At 72.8% G+C, this 25,034-nt stretch carries 22 protein-coding genes and 1 pseudogene; 7 read left to right on the top strand and 16 right to left on the bottom strand.

Annotated elements, in window-relative coordinates:
* The first annotated feature begins 123 nt into the window (after positions 1 to 123).
* A complete protein-coding gene (locus AB0D08_RS06100) occupies positions 124 to 978 on the top strand; it encodes an aldo/keto reductase (RefSeq protein WP_033820509.1) in 855 nt (284 codons plus the stop codon).
* A gap of 124 nt (positions 979 to 1,102) precedes the next feature.
* Here the strand turns inward: AB0D08_RS06100 and AB0D08_RS06095 are convergent, their stop codons facing one another.
* Positions 1,103 to 1,969, bottom strand: a complete 867-nt coding sequence (locus tag AB0D08_RS06095; RefSeq protein WP_233289030.1) for a MarR family winged helix-turn-helix transcriptional regulator — start codon at positions 1,967 to 1,969, stop codon at positions 1,103 to 1,105.
* Positions 1,970 to 2,436: 467 nt separating this feature from the next.
* Here AB0D08_RS06095 and fabG point away from each other — a divergent pair, with 467 nt between their 5' ends.
* From fabG to AB0D08_RS06075, 4 genes and pseudogenes are all read left to right on the top strand, one after another.
* Complete coding sequence (gene fabG, locus AB0D08_RS06090) at positions 2,437 to 3,198, top strand: 3-oxoacyl-ACP reductase FabG (protein WP_033820510.1); 762 nt, start codon at positions 2,437 to 2,439, stop codon at positions 3,196 to 3,198.
* Positions 3,199 to 3,335: 137 nt separating this feature from the next.
* Complete coding sequence (locus AB0D08_RS06085) at positions 3,336 to 3,527, top strand: hypothetical protein (RefSeq protein ID WP_033820511.1); 192 nt, start codon at positions 3,336 to 3,338, stop codon at positions 3,525 to 3,527.
* Positions 3,528 to 3,689: 162 nt separating this feature from the next.
* Complete coding sequence (locus AB0D08_RS06080; RefSeq protein WP_359886385.1) at positions 3,690 to 6,431, top strand: NPCBM/NEW2 domain-containing protein; 2,742 nt, start codon at positions 3,690 to 3,692, stop codon at positions 6,429 to 6,431.
* Positions 6,432 to 6,763: 332 nt separating this feature from the next.
* Positions 6,764 to 7,351 (top strand): annotated as a pseudogene (locus AB0D08_RS06075) (phosphatase PAP2 family protein); the annotation flags it as partial.
* A gap of 201 nt (positions 7,352 to 7,552) precedes the next feature.
* Here the strand turns inward: AB0D08_RS06075 and AB0D08_RS06070 are convergent.
* Positions 7,553 to 7,735, bottom strand: coding sequence for an I78 family peptidase inhibitor (locus AB0D08_RS06070; protein WP_033824334.1), 183 nt, complete (start codon positions 7,733 to 7,735; stop codon positions 7,553 to 7,555).
* A 67-nt stretch (positions 7,736 to 7,802) separates the two neighbouring features.
* Here AB0D08_RS06070 and AB0D08_RS06065 point away from each other — a divergent pair, with 67 nt between their 5' ends.
* Together AB0D08_RS06065 and AB0D08_RS06060 are read left to right on the top strand one after the other, a co-directional pair.
* Positions 7,803 to 8,078 carry a DUF6343 family protein gene (locus AB0D08_RS06065; protein ID WP_033824333.1) on the top strand — a complete coding sequence of 92 codons (276 nt, stop codon included), beginning with the start codon at positions 7,803 to 7,805 and terminating at the stop codon, positions 8,076 to 8,078.
* Between the two features lie 89 nt (positions 8,079 to 8,167).
* A complete protein-coding gene (locus tag AB0D08_RS06060; protein WP_033824332.1) occupies positions 8,168 to 8,677 on the top strand; it encodes a hypothetical protein in 510 nt (169 codons plus the stop codon).
* A gap of 35 nt (positions 8,678 to 8,712) precedes the next feature.
* Here AB0D08_RS06060 and AB0D08_RS06055 read toward each other — a convergent pair whose 3' ends face one another.
* The 14 genes from AB0D08_RS06055 to AB0D08_RS05990 form a co-directional block, all read right to left on the bottom strand.
* Positions 8,713 to 9,447 (bottom strand): YoaK family protein, encoded by a 735-nt coding sequence (locus tag AB0D08_RS06055; RefSeq protein ID WP_051813977.1) that lies wholly within the window; start codon positions 9,445 to 9,447, stop codon positions 8,713 to 8,715.
* Positions 9,448 to 9,468: 21 nt separating this feature from the next.
* Positions 9,469 to 10,869, bottom strand: coding sequence for an aspartate aminotransferase family protein (locus AB0D08_RS06050; RefSeq protein WP_033824331.1), 1,401 nt, complete (start codon positions 10,867 to 10,869; stop codon positions 9,469 to 9,471).
* Positions 10,859 to 12,769: a 1-deoxy-D-xylulose-5-phosphate synthase gene (gene dxs, locus AB0D08_RS06045; protein ID WP_359886380.1), complete on the bottom strand. Its 1,911-nt coding sequence runs from the start codon at positions 12,767 to 12,769 to the stop codon at positions 10,859 to 10,861. The genes AB0D08_RS06050 and dxs overlap by 11 nt, the downstream gene beginning before the upstream one ends.
* Before the next feature lie 122 nt (positions 12,770 to 12,891).
* Positions 12,892 to 13,917 carry an adenosyl-hopene transferase HpnH gene (gene hpnH, locus AB0D08_RS06040; protein ID WP_359886377.1) on the bottom strand — a complete coding sequence of 342 codons (1,026 nt, stop codon included), beginning with the start codon at positions 13,915 to 13,917 and terminating at the stop codon, positions 12,892 to 12,894.
* Positions 13,918 to 13,919: 2 nt separating this feature from the next.
* Complete coding sequence (locus AB0D08_RS06035; RefSeq protein WP_063794500.1) at positions 13,920 to 14,603, bottom strand: hypothetical protein; 684 nt, start codon at positions 14,601 to 14,603, stop codon at positions 13,920 to 13,922.
* Positions 14,600 to 16,567: a squalene--hopene cyclase gene (gene shc, locus AB0D08_RS06030; protein ID WP_033824349.1), complete on the bottom strand. Its 1,968-nt coding sequence runs from the start codon at positions 16,565 to 16,567 to the stop codon at positions 14,600 to 14,602. The genes AB0D08_RS06035 and shc overlap by 4 nt, the downstream gene beginning before the upstream one ends.
* A gap of 82 nt (positions 16,568 to 16,649) precedes the next feature.
* Positions 16,650 to 17,726, bottom strand: coding sequence for a polyprenyl synthetase family protein (locus tag AB0D08_RS06025; RefSeq protein ID WP_033824348.1), 1,077 nt, complete (start codon positions 17,724 to 17,726; stop codon positions 16,650 to 16,652).
* A 101-nt stretch (positions 17,727 to 17,827) separates the two neighbouring features.
* A complete protein-coding gene (gene hpnE, locus AB0D08_RS06020; protein WP_359886374.1) occupies positions 17,828 to 19,234 on the bottom strand; it encodes a hydroxysqualene dehydroxylase HpnE in 1,407 nt (468 codons plus the stop codon).
* Positions 19,235 to 19,343: 109 nt separating this feature from the next.
* Entirely contained in the window at positions 19,344 to 20,201 is an 858-nt protein-coding gene (gene hpnD, locus AB0D08_RS06015) for a presqualene diphosphate synthase HpnD (protein ID WP_082527054.1), read from the bottom strand.
* Between the two features lie 41 nt (positions 20,202 to 20,242).
* Positions 20,243 to 21,169, bottom strand: coding sequence for a squalene synthase HpnC (gene hpnC, locus AB0D08_RS06010; protein WP_359886403.1), 927 nt, complete (start codon positions 21,167 to 21,169; stop codon positions 20,243 to 20,245).
* 254 nt (positions 21,170 to 21,423) lie between these two features.
* Positions 21,424 to 22,218 carry an ABC transporter ATP-binding protein gene (locus AB0D08_RS06005; protein WP_233289320.1) on the bottom strand — a complete coding sequence of 265 codons (795 nt, stop codon included), beginning with the start codon at positions 22,216 to 22,218 and terminating at the stop codon, positions 21,424 to 21,426.
* A 19-nt stretch (positions 22,219 to 22,237) separates the two neighbouring features.
* A complete protein-coding gene (locus AB0D08_RS06000; protein WP_033824327.1) occupies positions 22,238 to 23,170 on the bottom strand; it encodes an ABC transporter permease in 933 nt (310 codons plus the stop codon).
* A 143-nt stretch (positions 23,171 to 23,313) separates the two neighbouring features.
* On the bottom strand, positions 23,314 to 24,219 hold the full coding sequence (locus AB0D08_RS05995) for a glycosyltransferase (protein ID WP_051813976.1): 906 nt from the start codon (positions 24,217 to 24,219) through the stop codon (positions 23,314 to 23,316).
* Positions 24,216 to 24,953 carry a CDP-alcohol phosphatidyltransferase family protein gene (locus tag AB0D08_RS05990; protein ID WP_199520484.1) on the bottom strand — a complete coding sequence of 246 codons (738 nt, stop codon included), beginning with the start codon at positions 24,951 to 24,953 and terminating at the stop codon, positions 24,216 to 24,218. Before AB0D08_RS05990 ends, AB0D08_RS05995 begins: the two co-directional genes overlap by 4 nt.
* Between the last annotated feature and the right edge of the window lie 81 nt (positions 24,954 to 25,034).

Genomic DNA, 25,034 nt, shown 5'->3' with positions numbered 1-25,034 from the left:
GGCCCCGGGGTCGCGGACGGGTTCACCGGATCCGGTGAAATCCGGCCGGGCGGGAATCATCCGCCGCCCCCGGGAGTTCGCCAATGACGGAATCATTGGACGACCAGAGGGGCACCCCTTCTCGTGAGCACCATCCCCAGCGTCACCCTGAACAACGGCGCGGTGATCCCGCAGCTCGGCTTCGGTGTCTGGCAGGTCCCGGACGCGGAGGCCACGCCGGCCGTGCGCACCGCCATCGAGGCGGGCTACCGCTCGATCGACACAGCCGCGATCTACGAGAACGAGGTCGGCACCGGCCGGGCCGTCGCGGAGGCCGGCGTGCCCCGCGAGGAGCTGTTCATCACCACCAAGCTGTGGAACTCGGGCACCCGTGACTGGTCGGGTGCGGCCGGCCGGGCGGCCGTCCGGCAGGAGTTCGACGCGTCGCTCGAGAAGCTGGGCCTGGACTACCTCGACCTGTACCTGATCCACTGGCCGCGCCCGATGCACGGCACCTTCCTGAACGTCTGGGAGGCGGTCGCCGGGCTGCTCGACGACGGCCGGGTCAAGTCGGTCGGCGTCTCCAACTTCGGCATCCCGCAGCTCGAGACGCTGATCAAGGAGAGCTCGGTGGTGCCCGTGCTCAACCAGGTCGAGCTGCACCCGTACTTCCCGCAGCAGGAGCTGCGCGACTTCCAGGCCCAGCACGGCATCGCCGCCGAGGCCTGGAGCCCGCTCGGCCAGGGCGGCGAGCTGCTGTCGGAGCCCGCGCTGGTGAAGATCGCCGAGAAGCACGGCCGCACGGTCGCCCAGGTGGTGCTCCGCTGGCACCTGCAGAGCGGCGTGATCGCGATCCCGAAGTCCGTGACCCCCTCGCGGATCCGGGAGAACCTCGCGGTGACCGGCTTCGAGCTGGACGCCGAGGACCTGGCCGCGATCGCCGCCGTGCAGACCGGCGTACGGATCGGCCCGGACCCGCAGGGGTTCGACTGGAACTGACCTCCCGGCTCCGCACCCGGGCGGTCGAAGCCTGATGGGCCGTCACCCACGTAGGGGTGACGGCCCATCGGGCGCCCTGGCGAATCGTTACAGCCGATCCGCGGTCGAGATCGAGGAGGACCGGCTACAGCCGGGCCGCCTTGGCCAGCAGGGCCATCGCCGGCTCGTGCTCGTCCGCGTCGAGCGGGGCGAGCAGCAGCTGCTGGACCTCGCGCACGCCCGCCGCCGAGCGGTGCAAGAGGTCCTGGCCGTCCGGCGAGAGCGAGAGCAGGTTGCGCCGGCCGTCCGAGGGGTCACGGCGCCGCAGCACCAGGCCCCGGCGCACCAGCCGGCTGACCATCTCCGCCATGGTCGCCTTGTCGAGCGAGGCCAGCTCGCCGACGGTCCGCTGGTCCGCACCCGGCTCGGTCTCCAGCGCGTCGAGCACCGCGTACTGCGGAGCCGTCAGTTCGGAGCCGACCTTCTCGGACCAGAGCTTGGTGTGCACCTGCTGTGCCACCCGGATCAGATAGCCGATCGCCCGCTGGGCGTCCAGCATCGGCCGGGCGTCGGTCATGACGGCGACCGCCGCAGGCTCCAGCCTGGCTATCTTCGACATCACCCGGACGATTTCGAGCTGCTCGTCGGGGTTGAGCGGTTCGAACAGCGTGCGCTGCACGCGGACCACGCCGCCGGTGGCCTCGCGCACGGCCTGCGCGCCGTTCTGCGAGAGGGCCAGCAGCTTGCGCCGGCCGTCGGCCGGATCGCGGCGGCGGAGCACCAGGCCGCGCCGCACCAGGCGGGCGACCATCTCGGCCATCGTGGCCTTGTCGAGCGAGGCCCGCTCGCCCACCGTGCGCTGGTCGGCGCCCGGTTCGAGGGCCAGTACGAGCAGCACGGCGAACTGCGGAGCCGTCAGCTCGGTACCGACGAATTCGGACCACAAGCGGGTGTGTACCTGCTGGGCCACGCGGATGAGGTGGCCGGGCGACTGCTGCAGTCGGCCGGTCACGCGGGTTGTCGGGATCTCCCCCAGCACCATGAAATCCGTCCCGGTGTCACGCCCGGTGTGTGTGGGACACCCGAGCGGGGCAGTAACGGCGAGTGAGCATCCCGCTGTGATGGAAGGCACGCCAGCCGTGCAGCCGGTGGCTGCTGGCGCACACTATACAAACGGTCGGCCTGTGCTGGCAGGCAGGGGCCAATAGTAGACGCATGTTCGGTGAAGTTGGCATATTTCCCCGGCCTGTCGGGGTCGTGTCAGACGGTGGTTCACCCGCTCGGATCCGAGCCGCCCTCACCCTCCGTCACCTGCGGCGCTGCCCTCTGGCCCGGAATACTACTCGCCGGTAAGGTGGCCGCGCACACGCAGCGCCACCATCCCCCGCCCCGGCCCCGGCCCGGACGGAGCACCCGGGGGAGGCCGCCGTCAACGCTCCGGCCTCGCCCGTCACCCCACCGAGAGAGACGAGTACGAGCATGACCGAGCAGATCACCAGGGTCGCGATCGTGACCGGCGCGGCCCGCGGCATCGGCGCCGCCACCGCCCTGCGGCTGGCAGCGGACGGCTACGCGGTCGCGGTGGTCGACCTCGCCGAGGAGGCGGCCGGGGAGACCGTGCAGCGGATCACCGCCGCGGGCGGCCGCGCACTGGCGGTGGGCGCCGACGTCTCGGACGCCGGCCAGGTGCAGGCCGCCGTCGACCGGATCGCCGAGGAGCTGGGCGCCCCGGTGGTGCTGGTCAACAACGCCGGCGTGCTCCGCGACAACCTGCTGTTCAAGATGTCCGAATCCGACTGGGACACCGTGATGGACGTGCACCTCAAGGGCGCCTTCCTGATGACCCGCGCGGTGCAGAAGCACATGGTGGACGCCGGCTTCGGCCGGATCGTGAACCTCTCCTCCTCCTCCGCCCAGGGCAACCGCGGCCAGGCCAACTACTCCACCGCCAAGGCCGGCCTGCAGGGCTTCACCAAGACCCTGGCGATCGAGCTGGGCAAGTTCGGCATCACCGCCAACGCGGTCGCACCCGGCTTCATCGCCACCGACATGACGGCCGCCACCGCGGCCCGGGTGGGCATGGGGTTCGAGGACTTCAAGGCCGCCGCGGCCACCCAGATCCCGGTCGGCCGGGTCGGCGTCCCGGAGGACATCGCCAACACGATCTCCTTCCTGACCGGCGAGGGCGCCGGCTTCGTCTCCGGCCAGGTCATCTACGTGGCCGGCGGCCCGCTCGACTGAGCACCCCCGGCGGGCGCCACCGGTCGCGACACGCCGGGCGGCTCGCCGTGCGGGCGGCGGGCCGGAAGGTCCACACTCGAGAGGAGGCCGGTCGCCCGCCCGGCGGCCTGCCGACACCCTCTCCCCGGAGGCCCTACATGTCCAAACCCAGTGACGTCGACTCCATGCCGACCCCGGACCACCTGCTGCACACCGGCGCCGAGAACCCCGTCGACCCCGAGGACCTGGTGCGCGCCTCGGGCCGCGAACCCACCCCGGAGCTGATCGAGAAGGCCCGGCAGGATCTGGCCAAGTACGGCGCCGCGGCAGTGGAGCGCCTGCTGCCCTGACCGGCACCGGTAAAGCACCCGTCCGGCACCCGAGGCCCCGCAGTGATGCGGGGCCTCTGGCATGTCCAGACATGGACACTTCACGTCAGAACTGTGGTCAAGCGCCTTGGGCTGCGCTATACCTGCTCAGAGTTGCTCATTACTGCACCGTGAGAGGTGATTATGCGCAAATCTGTGCACCATCCGCTCATACGGCCGGCCGCTCTGGCTCTCGCCGCCGCACTAACCCTCACCGCCGCCGGTCTCACCACCGCACTCGCCCCCACCGCCGTGGCGGCGGTCACCAGCGCGGGCGCCGTCACCGCGTTCAGCGCCGACGGCGCCGTCTACTCGATCTCGGCGGGCACCGCCCGGGCCCGGGTCAGCTTCACCACCGACCGGGTCTTCCGGATCGAGCTGGCCCCGAACGGCACCTTCACCGACCCGACCGGCAGCGACATCGTCCTCCCGCAGGGCGCACCGCCGGCCACCACCTGGCGGGACGCCGGCGACCGGTATGAGATCTCCACCACCGCGGTGACCCTGCGGGTCTACAAGTCGGCCCTGCGGTTCGCGCTGTACCGGGCCGACGGCAGCCAGGTGTGGTCCGAGTCCAAGCCGCTCAGCTGGGACGGCAAGGCCACCACCCAGACGCTGGCCCGGGGCGCCGCCGAGCAGTTCTTCGGCACCGGCGAGCAGAACGGCTCGTTCACCTACCGCGGCCGGACCGTCCAGGTCGGCCAGGACACCAACTGGAACGAGGGCGGCCACCCCAACTCGGTGCCGTTCTACCTCTCCTCGGCCGGCTACGGCGTCTTCCGCAACACCTACGCCCCCGGAAGTTACGCCTTCACCGACCCGGTCGCCACCACCGAGCAGGAACTGCGCTTCGACGCCTACTACTTCGCCGGCCCGAGCGCCAAGGACGTGATCGGCCAGTACACCTCGCTCACCGGCAAGCCCTTCCTGCCGCCGGTCTACGGCCTGGAGATGGGCGACTCCGACTGCTACCTGCACAACGCCAACCGCGGCGAGCGGCACACCCTGGACGCGCTAGCCGTCGCCGACGGGTACCGGGCCAACGACATGCCGAACGGCTGGATGCTGGTCAACGACGGCTACGGCTGCGGCTACGAGGACCTCGCCCGGACCGCCCAGGGCCTCCAGCAGCGCAAGATGCAGCTGGGCCTGTGGACCGAGAACGGCCTCTCCCAGCTCGCCGACCAGGTGAAGGCCGGCCAGCGGATCGCCAAGCTGGACGTCGCCTGGGTGGGCTCCGGCTACAAGTTCGCCCTCGACGGCTGCAAGGCCGCCTACCGGGGCATCGAGGACAACAGCGACGCCCGCGGCTTCACCTGGGCCCCGGAGAGCTGGTCCGGCGCGCAGCGCTGCGGGGTGCAGTGGAGCGGCGACCAGTCCGGCAGCTGGGACTACATCCGCTGGCAGATCCCCACCTACGCCGGCGCCACCATGTCTGGCATGGCGTACAACAGCGGCGACGTGGACGGCATCTTCGGCGGCAGCGCCAAGACCTACACCCGCGACCTGCAGTGGAAGTCCTTCCTGCCGGCCATCATGTCGATGGACGGCTGGGCGCCCAGCGACAAGCAGCCCTACCGGTACGGGGATCCGTACACCGCGATCAATCGCAAGTACCTCAAGCTCAAGGAGTCGCTGCTCCCCTACATGTACAGCTACGCCGCCGAGGCGACCCGCACCGGCGTCGGCCCGGTCCGGCCGCTGGCGCTGGAGTACCCGGACGACCCGGTGACCGCGACGGACGCGGTGAAGTACGAGTTCCTCAGCGGTGCGGACTTCCTGGTCGCGCCGGTGTACTCGGACACCTCGGTGCGGGACGGCATCTACCTGCCCAAGGGCACCTGGGTGGACTACTGGACCGGCCGCAGCTACCAGGGCCCGACCACCGTCAACGGCTACCAGGCACCGCTGGACACCCTGCCGCTGTTCGTCAAGGCGGGTGCCGCGGTCCCGATGTGGCCGGGCGTCAGCTCCTACCTCGACCGCACCGCCGCCTCGCCGCTGGCCTGGGACGTCTATCCGCAGGGCCACAGCTCCTTCACCCTGTACGAGGACGACGGCGTGACCCGGCAGCACCGCAGCGGGAAGTCCGCGACCCAGACCGCCACGGTGGACGCCCCCGCGAGCGGCGCCGGTCAGGTGCGGATCGACGTCGGCGCCAGCGTCGGCGACTTCACCGGTAAACAGACCGCCCGGCCGTACGCCTTCACCGTGCACTCCACCACCGCGCCCACCCGGGTCGCGCTGGGCGGCCGGGCCCTGCCGCAGCAGGCCTCCAAGGCCGCGTTCGACGCGGCGGCCGAGGGCTGGTGGTACGACCCGGCGGACCGCGCCGGGGTGGTGAACGTGAAGACCGCGGCGCTCTCCACCGGGTCCGCGTTCCAGCTGGTGCTGGACGGTGCGAGTGCGGTCGGCGGCACCACCACGCCGCCCGACCCGGGCGGCCCGCGGGCCGACAGCTGGGCGAGCGACCTGCCCTGGGTCAGCTCGGTGAACGGCTGGGGCCCGGCCGAGCGGGACCGCAGCAACGGCGAGCAGGGGGCCGCGGACGGCGGGCCGATCACGCTGAACGGCACCGTGCACCAGAAGGGGATCGGCGCGCACGCCGCCTCCGACATCGAGTTCCTGACCGGCGGCCACTGCTCCTCCTTCACCGCCTCGGTCGGGATCGACGACGAGATCAGCGGCTACGGGGACGTCACCTTCTCGGTCCGGGCGGACGGGGCCACCCTGTGGACCTCCCCGACCCTGGGGTCCTCGTCGGCGCCGCTGGCGGTCGACGTCCCGCTCGGCGGCGCGCAGCGGGTGGACCTGGTGGTGACCAGCGTCGGCACCGCCACCGGTGACCACGGCGACTGGGGCTCGGCCCGCTTCCACTGCTCCTGACCGGACGGCGGCCGTCCCCTACCAGGGGCGGCCGCCGTCCGGCCACACCGTCCCCATTTTCCGGCCATTCCCGGGTGGTGACGTGAAATCAATTGGAGATTCCTCCTCCGCTCGGCACTCGAGGACCCGCGGAGGGACACGCACGCACATTTACAGTATCATCACACCATTCTGACCAGCAGATTTCCGGCAATCGCCGGAGCGCTCCGCCGGGCCCGGGTAATCTCTGGTGCGTGCCAGCCAGAATTGAATCCACCGACTCCGAAAATGCCTCCGCCCAGGACGGATCCGCCACCGAGTCGGGATGGCCGCCGATCAGCAGACGGCACGCCATGGTGTTCGCTCTCACCGGCATCGGCTACCTGCTCGTGGTGGTCGGAATTCTCTGCGACACCCCGCTGGTCGACCTCGACTGGGCGTTCAAGCAGCTGCGGCCGTACCGCCGCTGGCCCGAGCTGGAGCCCTTCCTGGACGTCTGGGTGGTGGCCGGCCAGCGCGGCCCCACCGCCATCGCCGCCTGCCTGTGGCTGGGCTGGCGCTCGCACCGCACCGGGACACTGCGCCCGCTGCTGGTGATGGGCCTGGCCCTGCTGCTGCTCAACGTCACCGTGGGCAGCGTCAAGATCGTCACCGGTCGGCTCGGCCCGCACTACGCCCACTACGTGGGCTCCCCCGAACTCTTCTCGGGCGGGAACATCTTCCCCTCCGGCCACACCGCCAACGCGGTGGTCACCTGGGGCGTGCTCGCGTACCTGGCCACCCGGCTCCGGCGCACCGGCGCGGTGCTGGCCGGTGCCACCGCCGTGTCGATCGGCCTGACCACGGTCTACCTGGGCACCCACTGGCTCTCGGACGTGCTGGCCGGCTGGGCCGCCGGGCTGCTGGTGCTGCTGGTGCTGCCGCCGGCCGAGCCCCTGATCGCCGCCGTCGACGCCCGGATCGCCGCCCGCCGCGGACGCCGCCGGGCCGCCACCGGGCCCGCCGGACCGCCGACGGCCGCCGACCGCTCGCCCCGCGCCGCCACCCGGGTCCCGTTCCCGGCCCAGCGGTCGGTCGCCGGGTCCGCCCCGTGCCAGGCCCCCGCCCCGGCCAGGCGGCCGGGCGAGGGCCCCGCCCGGCGCTCAGCCCTGCCAGGCCCGCTCCACCACGCCGTCCCGCACCAGGAGGTTGAGCCGGTCCGCGCGGTACTCCAGGGTGATCAACGCCCCCGGCGCCAGCTCCCGGACGGTCTCCACCCCCAGGCGGACGGCCAGCTCCCTGGCCCGTTCGACCGGCAGGCCCACGTACTGCGCGGTGCCGGACATCAGCGTCCCCCTTGCCTCTCGTCCTACTCTGGAAGGGTAGACCGACCCGGATCCGAGGCGACCGCCGATGCGTCCAGCGAAGACCCCGAAGGTGTGGCGGAGCGGCACCGAGCCCGCCACCGCCCGGAGTGACCTGAAGCTGCGATTCCTGCTGTCGGTGCTGTTCACCCCGCTGTTCGCCCTGATGACGGCCGGCTTCGCGATCTGGGCCGCCCGGGCCACCTCCACCGACGATCCCAGCCAGGCGCTGCTCACCGTCTTCGCCGTGGTCTGCGGGCTGCTCACGCTCTTCGCCGTGCTGGACCTGGTGGTGGTGGTCCGCCGCCGGCGCACCGAACTCTGACACCCCGCCGCCTCGGCGGCCCGACAGGGCGTCACCGGCCGCGCTGTCAAGGGCTACCGCAGCGGACGCGAGCATGACACCGTACGGGCATGCGTCTTCGAGCCACCCTGCTGGCCTGTACGGCCGCCGCCGCCCTCACCCTCTCCGCCTGCTCCAGCTCCGGCAGCACCGCCGCCGGGACGGCGCCGAGCACCTCCGCGCCTTCCGCAGCGTCCTCCGCCGCGGGCTCCCCGTCCGGTGCCGTCGCGCCGTCCGAGCCCGCCCCGCAGGGGTCCTCGGCCGCGCCGGAGGCGTCCAAGCCCGCGCCCCCGGCCGACGCCGGACTGCCGCCCGCCCCCGACGCCGCGGCCACCGCGAAGCTGGTCGCCGCCCTGGACGCGATCGACCCCGACATCGTCGCGGGCAAGCCGGAGAAGGCCGTCGAAGCCGCCCGCAACCAGTGCCAGGCCATCTTCAGCTTCCCCAAGGACCGGCAGAAGCTGATCGACCTGACCAACCAGCGCTTCACCTCCGCCAAGCACCCAGAGGGCTTCGGCGCCCAGAAGGCGGAGCAGATCCTCACCGCCCTCCAGGCCGACCTCTGCCCGGCACCCCGCTGAGCCGGCCGCGTCCGGGGGACCCGGCCGACCGCTCCTCAGCCGTGGCCCAGTCCCTCCGGCGCCGGCCGGTGCAGCTGGGGTGAGCGCGAGTACACCAGCGCGGTCAGCGCCACCGCGCTCCCCACCCCCAGCAGCACCACACCGAGGCCGAGCGGCAGCGCCACCGCCCCCAGCAGACCGCCGGCGAACATCCCCAGGACGGTCGCCAGCCGCTGCAGCCTGGTCAGGCTGCCCGGCGTGCCGGCGGTCCGGGCCGAGCGCGGCGAGGCGACGTCGGCGACCAGCTTGACCAGGGTGGTCTGCGCCAGGGTGGTGGGCATCTCCGGGATCCCGGCCTGCAGGATGACCCGGCTGCGCCACCCCATCGCGAAGGTGAGCAGCACGAACACGGTCGTGGCGTGGCTCCCCTGCAGCGTCCCGCCGTGGCCGGCCGTGGCGACGGCGTAGCCGCCGGCGGCCAGCAGCAGGGTGGACTCCACCGACATGCCCACCACGAACCACCGCCGCCGCCGGGCCAGCCGCCGGCTGACCATGAGGTGGGCGGCGGCCGCCCCGGCCACGAAGCCCGCCAGGGCGAGCGCCGGGCGGCCGATCGGCAGTCCCTCGGAGCCGCCGATGCCGAAGGCGAGCAGCAGCAGGTTCCCGGTGGCCAGCGCCGCGAAGGCGTGCCCGAGCCCGAGGAAGCTGACCGCGTCCACCATGCCGCTGGTGACGGTGAGCGCGGTCAGCACGCCGGTGATCCGGACCTCGATCCGATCGGCCATCCGCATCCCTCGCCTCCCCCCGCGGGGCTACTTGCCGCCCACCGCCTGCTTCACCAAGGTCCGCCCGAAGTCCCACATCAGGCCGCTCCCCCGGTGCGCGTCGTCCATCACCTCGGTGAACGCGGCCATGAAGCGCTCCACCTCCCGTTCGGTGATGATCAGCGGCGGGATGAGCTTGATGACCTCCAGGTGGTCGCCGGAGACCTGGGTGAGGATCCGGTGCCGCTGGAGCAGCGGCACCACCACCATCTGCGCGAACAGGCCCTTGCGGGCCGCCTGCAGCGCCGTCCACCCGGTCCGCAGCTTGAGCGACTTCGGCCGGCCGAACTCGATGCCGATCATCAGCCCGCGCCCGCGGACCTCGGCCAGCAGCTCGTACTTCTCCACCAGCGCGGTCAGCTGCTCCCGGAACAGGTCCCCGATCCGGCGGGCGTTGGCCACCACCTGCTCGTCCCGCATCACCTGCAGGGTGGCCAGCCCCGCCGCCATCGCCTGGGCGTTGGAGCCGAAGGAGGCCGAGTGCACCAGCACCCGGTCCATCGAGGAGTACACCTTCTCGAAGATCCACCCCTTGCCGAGGGTGGCGCCGACCGGCACGTACCCGCCTGAGAGCGCCTTGGCGGCGCACACCAGGTCGGGCAGCACGCCCTCCTCGTGCTGGTACGCGAAGAAGTCGCCGGTGCGGCCGATCCCGGTCTGCACCTCGTCGCAGATCAGCAGGGCCTTGTGCTCGTGCAGCAGGTCCTGGGCGGCCCGCAGCCAGCCGGGCGGGGCCGCGTGCACGCCCTTGCCCTGCACCGGCTCCACGATCAGCGCCGCGACGTCGCCCCGGCGCAGCTCCCCGGCCAGCGCGCCGAGGTCGCCGAGCGGGATCGCGGTGTCCGGCAGCAGCGGGTCGAAGCCCTTGCGGAAGCCCTGCTCGCCGTTGACCGACAGCGAGCCGGCGGTCAGCCCGTGGAAGGCGTGGTCGCAGTAGAGCACCCGCCGCCTGCCGGTGGCGTACCGGGCGAACTTCAGCGCGGTCTCGACCGCCTCGGTGCCGCTGTTGCCGAAGAAGACCCGGTCCAGGCCGGGGGCGTACGACAGCAGCTGCTCGGCGAGCAGGCCGGGCAGCGGGGAGCAGTCGAAGCGGGTCAGGTCGGGCAGGCCGAGGTCGATCACCTGGTGGATCGCGTCGCGGACCACCGGGTGGTGCCGGCCGAGGGCGAAGATGCCGAACCCGGCCAGCATGTCCAGGTAGGAGTTGCCCTCGGCGTCGTAGAAGTACGGGCCCTCGGCGCGCTCGTAGTAGCGGTCGAAGCCGATGGTGTGCAGCATCCGGGGCAGCTGCGGGTTGAGGTACTCGGCCTGGAGCCGGTAGCGCTCGGCGCCGCGTTCGGCGATCAGGGCGGCGAGGTCGAGGGGGCGGGCGGGGCGGTCAGCCGGCATGGTGCGGGTTCGCTCCTCGGATCGGCAGCAGGCGCTTGGCGAAGGCGGCGGTCTGGGCGGCGACGCCCGTTCCGGTGAGGCCGATCTCCTCGAGGATCTCGCCCCGGCCGGCGTGGTTCAGGAACTCCTGCGGGATGCCGAGCTCGCGCAGCGGGGTGTCGACGCCGCCGTCGCGCAGGGCCTGGGCGACGGCGGAGCCGACCCCGCCGGCCCGGCCGTTGTCCTCGACGGTGACCACCATCCGGTGCGCGGCGGCCAGCGAGACCAGGGCCGGGTCGACCGGCTTGACCCAGCGCGGGTCGACCACGGTGGCGGTGAACCCCTCGGCGGCCAGCAGCGCGGCCGCGTCCAGGCAGGCGGGGGCCATCGCGCCCACGGCGACCAGCAGGACGTCCGGGTTGGGCCCGGTGCGCGCCAGGACGTCGACCCCGCCGATCCGCTCGATCGCGGGCACCGCCGGGCCGAGGTCGCCCTTGGGGAAGCGCAGCACGGTCGGCGCGTCGGACACCGCGACGGCCTCGCGCAGCTGGGCGCGCAGCTGTTCGGCGTCGCGCGGGGCGGCCAGCCGCAGCCCGGGGACGACCTGGAGGATCGACATGTCCCACATGCCGTTGTGCGAGGCGCCGTCGTTGCCGGTGACCCCGGCCCGGTCGAGCACGAAGGTGACGCCGAGGCGGTGCAGGGCGACGTCCATCAGGACCTGGTCGAAGGCCCGGTTGAGGAAGGTCGCGTAGACGGCGACCACGGGGTGCAGCCCGCCGGTGGCCAGGCCCGCGGCGCTGGCGACGGCGTGCTGCTCGGCGATGCCGACGTCGAAGGTCCGCTCGGGGTAGGCGGCGGCGAACTTGGCGAGGCCGACCGGCTGGAGCATCGCCGCGGTGATGGCCACCACGTCCGGGTACTCGGCGCCCAGCGCCAGCAGCTCGGAGCCGAACACCGAGGTCCAGGAGGTCCCGGCGGAGGGCGAGATGGGCAGGCAGGTGTACGGGTCGATCGGGTTGACGGCGTGGAAGCGGTCCGCCTCGTCCTGCTCGGCCGGGCGGTAGCCGCGGCCCTTGACTGTCAGGCAGTGCACGATGACCGGGCCGCCGTAGTGCCGGGCCTGGCGCAGCGCCTGTTCGACGGCGCCGATGTCGTGGCCGTCGATCGGGCCGAGGTACTTCAGGCCGAGGTCCTCGAACAGGCCCTGCGGGGCGAAGGCGTCCTTGAAGCCCTTCTTGGCGCCGTGCAGCGCGTCGAAGATCGGCTGGCCGACCAGCGGGGTGCGCTGCAGGGCCTCCTTGCCGCGGGCCAGGAAGCGTTCGTAGCCCTGGGTGGTGCGCAGGGTGGCGAGGTGGTGGGCGAGGCCGCCGACGGTACGGGCGTAGGAGCGCTCGTTGTCGTTGACGACGATGACCAACGGGCGGTCCTTGGCGTCGGCGATGTTGTTGAGCGCCTCCCAGGCCATCCCGCCGGTGAGTGCGCCGTCGCCGATCACCGCGACGGTCCGGCGGTCCTCGCGGCCGAGCAGCTGGTTGGCCTTGGCGATGCCGTCGGCGTAGCCGAGCGCGGTGGAGGCGTGCGAGTTCTCGATCAGGTCGTGCTCGGACTCGGTGCGCGAGGGGTAGCCGGACAGGCCGTCGCGGCCGCGCAGCCGGGTGAAGTCCTGGCGGCCGGTGAGCAGCTTGTGGACGTAGGCCTGGTGGCCGGTGTCGAAGAGGATGCGGTCGTGCGGTGAGTCGAAGACCCGGTGCAGCGCGATGGTCAGCTCGACCACGCCGAGGTTGGGGCCGAGGTGGCCGCCGGTGCGGGTGACAGCGTCGATCAGGAAGTCGCGGATCTCGTCGGCCAGCGGCGGGAGGTCCTCGGCCGCCAGCCGTCTGAGGTCGGCGGGCCCCTTGATGGTGGGCAGAAGTGACATGGCTTCACCTCGCGGCTCGTTCAAAGCGATGACTGTCGGTGTCCAGCCTGCGGCCGCGGAGGGCCGCTCGCCTGTTTTCCCCGGGCCGCCCGCCGCGGCGGGCGGCCCGGGGAAGGGGCCGGTCAGCTTCCCCGGTTGGCGGAGATCGTCTCGCGGGCGGCGCGCAGCGACTCCTTGAGCGATCCCATGGTGGCGAGGACGGCGGTGGGCTCGTAGCCGCAGTGCGCCATGCAGTTGTCGCAGCGCGGGTCCTTGCCGCGGCCGTACTTGGCCCAGTCGGTCTTCTCGATCAGTTCGCGGTAGGTCGGGACGTAGCCGTCGGCCATCAGGTAGCAGGGGCGCTGCCAGCCGAACAGCGAGTAGTTGGGGATGCCCCAGGCGGTGCACTCGAAGTCGACCTTGCCCTCCAGGAAGTCCAGGAAGAGCGGGCTGTGGTTGAGCCGCCAGCGCAGCCGGTTGCCGCCGGCGAAGGCCTTGCGGAAGAGTTCCCTGGTCTGCTCGACGCCGAGGAAGTGCTCCTGGTCGGGGGCCTTCTCGTAGGCGTACGCCGGGGAGATCATCATCTCGTCGACGTGCAGTTCGTCGTTGAGGTAGTCCAGCACCTCAATGATGGTCTGCGGGGTGTCGGTGTTGAAGAAGGTCGAGTTGGTGGTGACCCGGAAGCCGCGCCGCTTGGCCTCCTTGATCGCCTCCACCGCCTCGTCGAAGGTGCCCTCCTTGGCCACCGAGGCGTCGTGCCGCTCGCGCAGCCCGTCGATGTGGACGGTGAAGGTGAAGTACGGCGAGGGGGTGAACTTGTCGAGCTTCTTGCGCATCAGCAGGGCGTTGGTGCACAGGAAGACGTACTTGCGGCGGGCCACCAGCTGGCGGACGATCTCGTCGATCTGCGGGTGCATCAGCGGTTCGCCGCCCGCGATGGAGACCATCGGGGCGCCCGACTCCAGCACCGCGCCGACCGCCTGGGCGACCGGCATCCGCTGCTTGAGCACCCCGGCCGGGTGCTGGATCTTGCCGCAGCCCTCGCAGGCCAGGTTGCAGGCGTAGAGCGGTTCCAGCTCCACGATCAGCGGGAACTTGTCCCGCCGCTTGATCTTCTGCTGCATGAGGTAGGTGCCGACCCGGATGGTCTGACGCAGCGGCATGGCCATGACTAGCTCGCCTCCTGAGGGAGCGTCGAGGGCTGTGGGTGGGGCTGGTGGGGGGCAGGGGCGGACGCCGGGACGGCGATGGTGTGCCGGTGCCAGGCGGTGAGCGCCGGTACGGCCGCGCGCAGCGACCGCCAGGCGCGCACCCCGGCCGGCAGGGTGCCGGGGCGGATCAGCTCGCGCTCGGGGGTGTCGACCACGATCCTCAGCACCGCGGTCGGCAGGCCGGGCCGCCGCTCGGCCCGGGCCGCGAGGACGGCGGCGGCCTCCATGTCGACGGCCAGCGCGCCGGAGGCGTGCAGCGCGGCGCGCTCGGCGCCGCGGACCACGTGGTCGGCGGTGTGGTGCAGGCCGGTGTGGGCGGCCAGGCCGCGCGAACGCAGTTCCTCGGCCAGTACGGGGGCGGAGTCCAGCTCGAACCGGCGGCCCTCGCCGTCCCGGACGGCGTCCGCGACGATCACCTCGCCGGGCCGGACCCCGGGAGCCACCGAGGCGCCGAACCCGGCCACCACCAGCGCGCCGTACCCGTCGTCCGCGAGCAGCCGGGCCACGCTGCGGCCGGCCCGGCGGCGGCCCATGCCGGTGCGGGCGAGCACCGGCGGCTCGGTGGCGCCGGTCCAGTCGCCGCCGCGCAGCGCCCACAGTTCGGGGCCGAGCGCGCACAGCACCAGCAGCGGGCCTGCCGTCATCGTCCGCCTCCGCCCAGGGGGGTGCCGTTCACGTACCGGCCGAGCGCGGTCACCGGGAAGACCAGCCGGTACAGGTGGTAGTTGATGGAGAAGTCCCAGGGGAACCCCGTCCCGGTGAACTGCGGTTCGTCCCAGGTGCCCTCGGGCAGCTGGGTGTCCACCAGCCAGCGCACCCCGCGCTCGACGGCCGCGCCGTCCCCGGCCGCGGACCCGCCGGGGCCCTCGCCGGCCGCCAGCAGCGCCATCAGCGCCCAGGCGGTCTGCGAGGCGGTGGACTCGCCGCGCCCGGCCCAGCTGCCCGGGTCCTCGTACGAGCGCATGTCCTCGCCCCAGCCGCCGTCGGGGTTCTGCCGCTCCTTCAGCCAGGCCACCGCGCGGCGCACCGCCGGGTGGCCGGGCGCGGTGCCGGCCGCGACCAGGGCGGGCACCACCGAGCCGGTGCCGTACACGTAGTTGGTGCCCCAGCGGCCGAACCAGGAACCGTCGGCCTCCTGGTTGGCCAGCAGCCAGGCGACGCCGCGGCGGGTGCGCGGGTCGTGGGCGAGGCCCACCTCGGCGAGCATCTCCACCACGTGCGCGGTGACGTCGGCGGACGGCGGGTCGATCACCTCGCCGAAGTCGCAGAACGGCAGCCGGTTGGGGAGCCTGCTGGTGTTGTCGACGTCGAAGGCGCCCCAGGCGCCGTTCTTGGACTGCATGCCGAGGTTCCACCGGACCCCGCGGTGCACCGCGCCGGCCAGCCGCTCACCGTCCGGATGGGCGATCCGGCGCAGTGCCAGCACCACCTCGGCGGTGTCGTCGATGTCCGGATAGGTGTCGTTGTGGAACTCGAAGGCCCACCCGCCGGGGTCCAGCCGTGGACGTTTGACCGCCCAGTCACCCTTGACGGTGATCTCCTCGCCGAGCATCCAGTCCGCGGCGGCGACCAGCGCGGGGTGGTCGGCGGGCAGTCCGGCGTCGCGCAGCGCGATGGCGGCCAGGCAGGTGTCCCAGACCGGGGACTGGCAGGCCTCCATCCAGCGCCGCCCGTCGGGGGTGTGCACGGTGAAGCCGTCGAAGGAGGCCAGCCCGGCCTTCATCACCGGGTGGTCGAGCGGGTAGCCCAGCAGGTGCAGGGCGATCAGCGAGTAGACGGCGGGCGGCTGGATGCCGCCCCAGCAGCCGTCGGCCTCCTGCCGTTCGACGATCCACCGGCCGGCCCGGCTCAGGGCGAGGCGGCGCAGCGGGCGCAGCGCGTAGCGGTGGTAGACGTGCATCAGCCGGTCGAGCCGCTGGAAGAGGCCGTCCCAGCTGCGGGCGGGGGCGAGCGGCCGGGCCGGGTACGGGTCGGCCGGGTCGGTGTGCAGCTCGGTGAGGGCGAACGGGGCGGGCCGCACCGGGCGGCTGGCGGAGACCACCGTCAGCGGCACGATGGTCTGCCGGGCCCAGCAGCCGAAGTCGTAGATGTTCAGCGGTGCCCAGCTGGGCAGGAAGATCAGCTCGGGGGGCAGCTCGGGGAGTTCGTCCCAGGGCCACCAGCCGAACAGGGCGAGCCAGATCCGGGTGAAGACCCGGCTGGCGGCGATGCCGCCGCGGGCGCGGACGAACTCGGCGGCCGCCCGCATGTGCCCGGCCTCGGGCGGGTCGCCGGCCAGCCGCAGCGCCACGTACGCCTCGACCGTGGCGGACAGCTCGGGCGGGCCGCCGTGGAAGGTGGCCCAGGTGCCGTCCTCGCGCTGCTGGGAGCGGATCCAGGCGGCACTGGCCGCGGTCTGCTCCTCGGTGCGGATGCCCAGGAACTGTCGCAGTAACAGGTCCTCGGCGTCCATGGTGACGTTGGTCTCCAGGTCGCCCTTCCACCAGCCCTCGGTGCTCTGCAGCGATAGCAGGTGGGTGGTGGCCCGGGCCAGGGCGGCCGCGGCGGGTGAAGAATCGTTTGGCCCGGTCGGGACCGGGGCCCGGCGCGGGCCGGGTCCGTCGGGCACCGGCGGGCGGGTGCCCACCGCGGCCGGCTCGGGATCGTACTCGGGGTCGAGCCGGCCGCCCGCGGTTGCTGTCACCTTGACGTCACCTCTCTCGTACCACCACGAATTCGGCGAGTGCCACGAAGTGCTCGCGCACCGTGCGGTCCATCGGCACCTCGTCCAGAGCGGCGAGGGCGGTCTCGTACTGGCGGCGGGCCTCGTCCTGGGTCCAGGCGCGGCCGCCGGCCTGCTCGATCAGGGCGGCGCGGGCGGCGAGCTGCGGCTCGCTCTCCTCGCCCCGGCCCTTGGGGTCGGCCAGCTGCTCGGCCAGCAGCCGGGAGGCCTCGCCGCCGTCGGCCAGCGCGGCGGCCACCGGAAGCGACTTCTTGCGCTGGCGCAGGTCGCCCCAGTGCGGCTTGCCGGTGACCTCGGTGGCGCCCCAGATGCCGAGCAGGTCGTCCACCGCCTGGAAGGCCAGGCCCAGGTGGTGGCCGTAGCGCTGGAGCGCGTCGGAGACCCGGTCGTCGGCACCGGCCAGCACCGCGCCGACGGCGGCGGAGGCGGCCAGCAGCGCGCCGGTCTTGTTGCCCTCCATCTCCAGGCACTCCTCGACGGTGACCAGGTCACGGTGTTCGAAGGAGAGGTCCTGGGCCTGGCCGTCGATCAGCTTGCGGGTCGCGGTGGTGATCAGCCGGACGGCGCGGGCGGCGTCCGCGGCGGTCGCCTTGCCGCTGACGGCGGCGTCCAGCAGCACCTCGGTGCCGAGCGTGGCCAGCGCGTCGCCGACCAGGATCGCCTGGGCCGGGCCGAAGACCGTCCACGCCGTCGCCCGGTGCCGCCGGAACTCGTCACCGTCCATCAGATCATCATGGAGCAGGGAAAAGTTGTGCACCATCTCAACGGAGACGCCGCCGGGCACCCCGTGCTCGGCGGGGGCCCCGGCCGCCTCGGCCGACAGCAGCGCCAGGGCGGGGCGGACGGCCTTGCCGCCGTCCCCCGCGGCCGGCTTGCCGTCCCGGTCGATCCAGCCGAAGTGGTACGCCGCGACGGTGTCCATCGGTGCGGCCAAACGGGCGATGGCGGAGCGCAGCGGCGGGGTGCACAGGCTCCGGCCGCGGGCCAGCAGCTCCACCACCGACGAGGTGTCCTTGACCGGTGCGGCCCCCGCGGCCCGAGCCATCGAGCCGGTGCGTGCCTCCACGTGCGTTCCCTCTTCCTGCGTGTTCCCGGCCGTGGGGGACGGCCGGTCTGGTGCGATGTCGGTGGTGGTGGGGCGGGCCGTCATCGGGGCCACCGCCCGTCGCCGCGGTCGACCCGGATCCGCACCGCGGCGCCGGCCCGGGCCAGCGCGGCGTCGGCGGCGGCGTGGCCGCTGCGGACCGCGCTCTCCATGGTCGCGGGCCAGCCGGTGGCGGTCCACGAACCGGCCAGCAGCACGCCGGGCACCGCCGTCCGGGCCGCCGGGCGCAGGGCCGCGGTGCCGGGCGCCGGGTCGAAGGTGGCGGTGCGCTCGCGGGTGACGAAGAAGTCCAGCACCCGGGCGCCGCGGGCGGCCGGCAGCAGCCGCTCCAGCTCCGGCAGGTAGCGCTCGCGCAGCTCGGCGACCGGCAGGTCGATCTCGGCCTCGACGGCCGACTGGGAGAGCGCGAGGTACTGGGCGCCGGGCACGTCGAGACCGGAGTGCGCCGTCCGGTCGAACACCCACTGCACCGGGGAGCCCAGTGCGGCGAAGAACGGCCGCCGCAGCAGCTTGCGGTCGTAGACCACGTGCACGTTGAGGATGGGCGCGTGGCCGAGCTCCCCGAGCCGCTGCTGCTGCTCGATCGCCCCGGGCGGCAGCAGGGCGGCGGCCGACTCCTGGGCCCCGGCCAGCACCACGGTGTCGGCGGTGAGCAGCTCGCCGCCCTCCAGCCGGACCGCGTGCTGGTCGGCGGGCTTGAGCTCGGCGGCGCGGGTGCGCAGCAGCACCCGGACGCCGGCGCGCTCGAGCTCGGCGAGCGCCGCGTCGTGGTGGATCCCGCCGAGCGGGACGTTGGCCATCCCGATGTCGGAGGCGCCCGGGTCGGAGAGCAGGCCGGTCTTGAAGACCATCGCGGCCAGCGCCAGCGAGGTCCGGTCGGCCGTGGCGTTCAGCGTGGCCACGCCGACCAGGTCCCAGAGCGCGGCCAGGGTGGCCGGGGTCTGGCCGTGCCGGCGCAGCCAGTCGCCGAACGAGAGCCGGTCCAGGGCCGGGTCGGTGAGGTCGAGCGCCTTGAGCGCGATCGCTCCCCGCACCACCCGCAGCCGGTCGGCCGGGGACAGGTGGGGGTAGCCCGCCAGGCTGGCGGCGAGGTGCAGCGGGACCGGCAGGCCGGCCCGGCGCAGCCGGCCGAGGGTGCGGGAGCCGTCCGGACCGAGACCGAGCACCGGGACGTCCAGCCGGGGCTGGAGATCCACCAGATGGCCCGCGCCCAGCCGGTCGACCAGGCCGCGGTAGGCGGTGCAGCAGCGCAGGAAGACGTGCTGGCCGTTGTCGACGGTCAGGTCGCCGCGGCGGAAGGAGAAGGCCAGGCCGCCGAGGCGGGGGCGGGTCTCCAGCAGGGTGACCCGCTGGCCGGCCTCGGCCAGCCGCAGCGCGGCGGTGATGCCCGCCAGGCCGCCGCCGACCACCACGGCGGTGGGCCGGTGGACCGCAGCTCGTGCCGACATCAGCCTCTCCCCCCGTCGTTGTGGTCCTTCCGTCGCCCGGCGGTGGACAACGCTCTCCCAGGCATGCGTGGTTCCCTGCTGACACAGCGTGACATAACTGGCGAGAGAATCAAGAACGCCCTCCGGCGAGCCCGGACAGTGCCACGTATGCCTTCTGCCATCCGGGCAGCGAGACCCGGCCGCGCAGCACCGACTCCGGCTCGGCGGCGATCCGTCCGAGCAGCCGGTGGTAGATGCCGGCCATCGCGGCGGTGCAGGCGCGGCTGCGGCGGTCGAGCAGCGGCAGCAGCCGCAGGCCCTCCTCGAAGGCCCGCTGGGCCCGCTCGGCCTCGAAGGCGACCAGGCCGGTGAAGTCGGCCCCGGCGGGCAGCACGGGCTGCCCGAAGCCCTGCTCGCAGCCGAACCGGGCCAGGTCCTCGGCGGGCAGGTAGGTGCGGCCGTTGGCGGCGTCCTCGCGCAGGTCGCGCAGGATGTTGGTGAGCTGCAGCGCGAGGCCCAGGGTGTCGGCGTAGCGCTCGCCGAGGGCCGGGTCCTCGCAGCCGTACACGCCGAGCGAGAGGCGGCCGATCGAGCCGGCCACGCAGCGGCAGTAGACCTTGAGGTCCTCGAAGGTCTGGTACTCGACGCCCTTGAGGTCCATCTCGACGCCGTCGATCAGTTCGTCGAAGCCGCCGAGCGGGATCGGGAAGCGCCGGGCGGCGTCCGCGAGCGCGACCTTGATCGGGTCGGTGTCCTCCTCGGACACCGACCCGGCCCTGATCTGGTCCAGCAGCGCCCGGGTCTGCCCGAGCTGCTCGGTCTTGCGGTCGGGTGGCAGTTCGCCGTCGCCGATGTCGTCGACCCGCCGGGCCAGCGCGTACAGCGCCGACATGGCGAGCCGCTTGGACTCGGGCAGCAGCCGGATGCCGTAGCTGAAGTTGCGGGCCTGCAGCGCGGTGACCGCCTCGCAGTACCGGTAGGCCGCCATGACCGGCGCCGACGCCAGTGGTGATGCCCCCACTCGGGCGCTCACCTTCCCTTCGCGAAGAGTGCGGCCGCCTTCACTGCGAGGCGGCGCTTGTCCGGCTTGGCCTGGATGGCCAGTACGTCGTACCCGGCGGCCTCGATGGCCGCCAGGGCCGCGTACCCTCCGGCGGTGAATCCCGCCAGCAGCAGTCGGAGCCTTCCTCGAACCGTACCTACCAGCGGTGACCCGTGGTCGAGCAGGGTCCGGGCCCGGGCCGCCTCGAAGGCGATCAGCTCGCGGACCCGCGGCCCGGCGGCGGGGGCGGCGAGGTCGGCCTCGGTGACCCGGAAGCGGGCCATGTCCTCGGCCGGCAGGTAGATCCGGCCGCGGGCGAGGTCCTCGGCCACGTCCTGGAGGTGCTCGATGATCTGGAGCGCCGTGCAGATCTGGTCCGAGCGGGTGATCCGCTCGGGCGTGGAGCGTCCGGCGATGGCCAGCACCAGGCGGCCGACCGGGTCGGCGGAGAGCGTGCAGTAGTCGAGCAGGTCCTGGTACCGGGGGTAGCGGGCGACCCGCTGGTCCACCCGGTTGGCCTCGATCAGCCGGCGGAACGGCTCGGGGGTCAGGCCGTGCCGGTCCACCAGCGGCACCAGCGCGCGCATCAGCGGGTGGCGCGGGCCCTCGGCGGCGGGGCGGGCGGCGTCCGGGGACAGGGCCGCCTCGAAGGCACGGTCGAGGTCGCGCTCCAGGCCGTCCAGCAGGGCGGGCCGGAAGCCGGGGTCCTGGGGAGCGCTCTCCACACCCAGCAGACGGGCCACCCCGGCCGGATCGGAGAGGTCGCCGTCGCCGGCGTCGTCGATCAGACGGGCGAAGCCGTAGACCGCCATCAGGTCGGCGCGCCAGGCGGCGGGCAGGAACACCGGGGCGACCGGGAAGTTCTCCAGGTCCGCCTTGCCGAGGGTGCCGTCGTCCAGCGTGCCGCCGCCCAGGGCGCCGCCACCCGCCCCACCATCAGTCGGGTTATCTGATTTAGCTGAAGCCGCCACTGCCGTCACTCCCCCGTTGTACACCGGCCGACCCTCCGGGCCCGCCTCGGACACGCCTCGCGGACCCACTCGGGGCGGCTCCCCGGCCAGGTCCCAGCCTTGCAGCCTCCCGCCGTCCGGGGGAAGACCGCCGGTACACGACGCAGGGCCGGTCCGGGGAAGCCCCGGCACCGGCCCCGCAGGTCGGGAGCGCCCGCTCAGGGGCGCTCACCCCGCTCGTAGGCGGAGACGACGTCCTCGGTGAGGCCGTCCATGACCAGCTCGCCGTGCTCGATCCAGATGGTCCGCTCGCAGACCTCGCGGATCGAGTTGTTGTCGTGGCTGACCAGGAAGACCGTACCGGCCGCCTTGCGCAGCTCGTTGATCCGCTGCTTGCTGCGCTGCTGGAAGGCCTGGTCACCGGTGGCCAGCGCCTCGTCGATCAGCAGCACGTCGTGGGTCTTGGCCGCGGCGATCGAGAACCGGAGCCGGGCGCCCATGCCGGAGGAGTACGTGCGCATCGGCAGCGAGATGAAGTCGCCCTTCTCGTTGATGCCCGAGAAGTCGACGATCTCCTGGTACCGGCTGCGCACCTCCTCCTTGGTCATGCCCATCGCCAGGCAGCCGAGCACCACGTTGCGCTCGCCGGTGAGGTCGTTCATCAGGGCGGCGTTGACGCCCAGCAGCGAGGGCTGGCCGTTGGTGTAGATGCCGCCGCGCTCGGTCGGCAGCAGGCCCGCGATGGCCGCCAGCATGGTCGACTTGCCGGAGCCGTTCGACCCGATCAGGCCGACCGCCTCGCCCTTGTACGCGGTGAAGCTGATCCCGCGCACCGCGTGCACCTCGCGGATCGAGGGCGAGCGCTTCTTGCTGATGATCCGGCTCAGCGCCGAGGTGGCGCTGCCCTTGCCGGCGCCGGCGCCGTGCACCCGGTAGACGATGTGCACGTCGTCGACGACCACGGTGGGGACCCGGGCGCTGTCGTTCTGGGCGTCGCGCACGGCGCTCTCCAGGCTCTCGGTGGTTGCGGTGTCAGCCACGGCCGTACTCCTCCTCGGCCTTCCAGAAGAACACGTAGCCGACCACGAAGGTGACCACGGCCCAGGCGATGCCCAGTTCCCACTGGTGGTGCGGCAGCTTCTGGTGGTTCTTGGTCGCCGGGTCGTAGATCTCCGGGACCATGGCGTACCGGATCAGGTCCATGTAGACCGAGGCCGGGTTGATCGTCATGATCACCTGGATGTAGTGCGGCCACTTGTCGATCCGGTCCTGGATGCTGTACATCACGCCGGACATGTAGAGCCAGGCGCGCATCACGAACGGGATCAGCTGCGAGATGTCACTGGTCTTGGCGCCGATCCGGGCCATGATCAGGGCCAGGCCGGTGTTGAACGCGCTCTGCAGGATCAGCGCCGGGATCACCAGGATCCAGGTGTCGGTCGGCGGGATCCCGCTGCCCAGCACGATGGCGACCAGCACCACCATCGAGATCAGCAGCTGCTGGAGCTGGATCACGGTGAAGGCGATCGGCATCGAGGCACGGGGGAAGTGCAGCGCGCGGATCAGCCCGAGGTTGTCCGAGATCGCCCGGGTGCCGGCCTGCACCGCGCTCTGGGTGAACTGGAAGACGAAGACACCGATGCACAGCCAGGCGACGTAGTGCGGGATCCCCTTGTTGCCGAGGATCACGCCGAAGACGATGTAGAACACCAGGCAGTTCAGCAGGGGCGTGGCCACCTGCCAGACCTGGCCGAGCTTGGCCGTGGTGTACTGCGCGACCAGCCGGGCGGTGGCGAACGCCATGATGAAGTGGCGCCGGTTCCACAGCTGCCTGCTGTACGCGAACAGCCCGGGGCGGCGACCGCTGACCGTCAAGCCGTACTTGTCCGCCAGCTGCTTGGGGGTCAGGCCCGCGTCCGCCCCCCTCGGGGCTGAGAGGCTGACGGAATCACTCACTGTCGACACATTCGTCCTTTAGCGGGATCGATGGTCCGGTCCGCACCTGTATCGGCTGAGCAGGCGGGCCGGGGCCGGATCCGGGGGGATCACGGGGGGACAAGCCGGTCGGCAGAGGGGCTGCTGCCGACCACAGCGATCACAACATGCGATCAGATGATTGGCGGTCTGCCCAACCTGGTCAGTCGCCATACAGTACGCCATCGCATCGGACGGCGAGGACCGCAGGGCTCCCGCCAGCCGGCCAGGAAACCGCCCAGCCACGCCTTGACCGCGGCACCCGAGGGGCGGCGGGCCAGCGTGAGCAGGAACCAGGTTCCCAGGTAGAGAGGGACCAACGGCACCGGGAGGTTCCGTCGGGCCAGCCACACCCGGTTCCGGGCCACGTTGTGCAGGTACGTGGCGTGCCGGCCCGGGGAGGTCGTCGGGTGGTGCAGCACGATGTCCGCCCGGTAGTCGATCGACCAGCCGGCGTCCAGCGCGCGCCAGGCCAGGTCGGTCTCCTCGTGGGCGTAGAAGAAGTCCCCGGGCAGCTGCCCGGCCGTCCGGAACACCTCGCTGCGCACCGCGCTGGCGCCGCCCAGGAAGGTGGTCACCGGCGAGGAGACCAGCGGGTCGCCGACGCGCAGCCGCGGGACGTGCCGGCGCTGGGTGACGCCGGTGTCCGGGTCGGCGATCCGGAACGAGACGATGCCCAGCTCCGGGTCGGCGGCGAAGGCCTGCCGGAGCAGCTCGGCCGAGTCCTGCCCGGGCAGCGAGCCGTCGTCGTCCAGGAAGAGCACCGCGTCGACGTCCCGGCCGTCCTCGCCGAACAGCTCGATGCCGACGTTTCGGCCGCCGGGGATGCCCAGGTTCTCGGGCAGCTCGGCGGTGCGCACACCCTCCGGCAGCGGCGGCAGCGGGGCGCCGTTGCCGACCACCGCCAGTTCGACGGCCGGGCCGTGCTGGGCGCGCACCGAGTCGATCAGTGCGGTCAGCTCGGCCGGGCGGTCGCCCATCGTGATGATGACGGCGCCCAGCCGGAAGCCCTCGGTGCCCTCGCCGGACCCGGTGCTCATCGCAGCCTGCTGGACAGGACGATGCTGAGCAGGTGCAGCACGGTCTGGAGCATGGCGATGGCGGCCAGCACGACCACCGCGAGGCGGGTGAAGAACAGCCCCCCGTGCACGGCGTCGGCGATCCCGGCCGCCAGGATGAACAGCGAGGCCTCGACCGCGCCGACCAGGCGGTGGAACTTCAGCAGCGAGGCCGCCCGGCGGGCCTTGGCCACGGCGGTGGAGCGCGGCACCGAGGCCTCGTCCTGCACGGCGGTCAGACCGCTGCGGGCACGGGCCACGTCGACCAGGTCGGTCTCCGACTTGATCAGGATCGCACCGAGCGCGGCCAGCGTGCCGAGGAAGGCCCACTGCCACTGCGAGGCGGAGCCCTCCTGGTGGAACAGGTCGGCGGCGCGCAGGCCGAGGCCGGTGAGCAGCGCGGCCTCGGACATGTAGTGGCCGACCCGGTCCAGGTAGACGCCGGTCAGCGAGGTCTGCCGGCGCCAGCGGGCCACCTCGCCGTCGACGCAGTCGAGCAGCAGGTAGATCTGGATCAGCAGCGCGCCGAGCACTGCTCCGGTGATCCCCGGCACCAGCAGCGCGGCGCCGGCCGCGATGCCGGTCAGCATCATCAGGTAGGTCAGGCCGTTGGGCGTGATCACCGTCATGGTGGACAGGACCCGGGTGATCCGCAGCGAGATCTTGCGCATGTAGAGGCGGCCGGCCCAGTGCTCGGCGCTCCGGCGCTGGAGCATGCCCTCCGGGTGGATGACGGCCCGCAGCTCCTCGATCGAGGGGCGGCGGGTGAGGTCGACCGGCGGGCGCTCGGCCGGGGT

Origin of the sequence: Kitasatospora sp. NPDC048540, from assembly GCF_040651175.1 — a bacterium.
Classification (GTDB): Bacteria; Actinomycetota; Actinomycetes; order Streptomycetales; family Streptomycetaceae; genus Kitasatospora.
The sequence above is the reverse complement of the archived record's forward strand: the minus strand, read 5'-3'. Positions and strand labels throughout refer to the sequence as shown.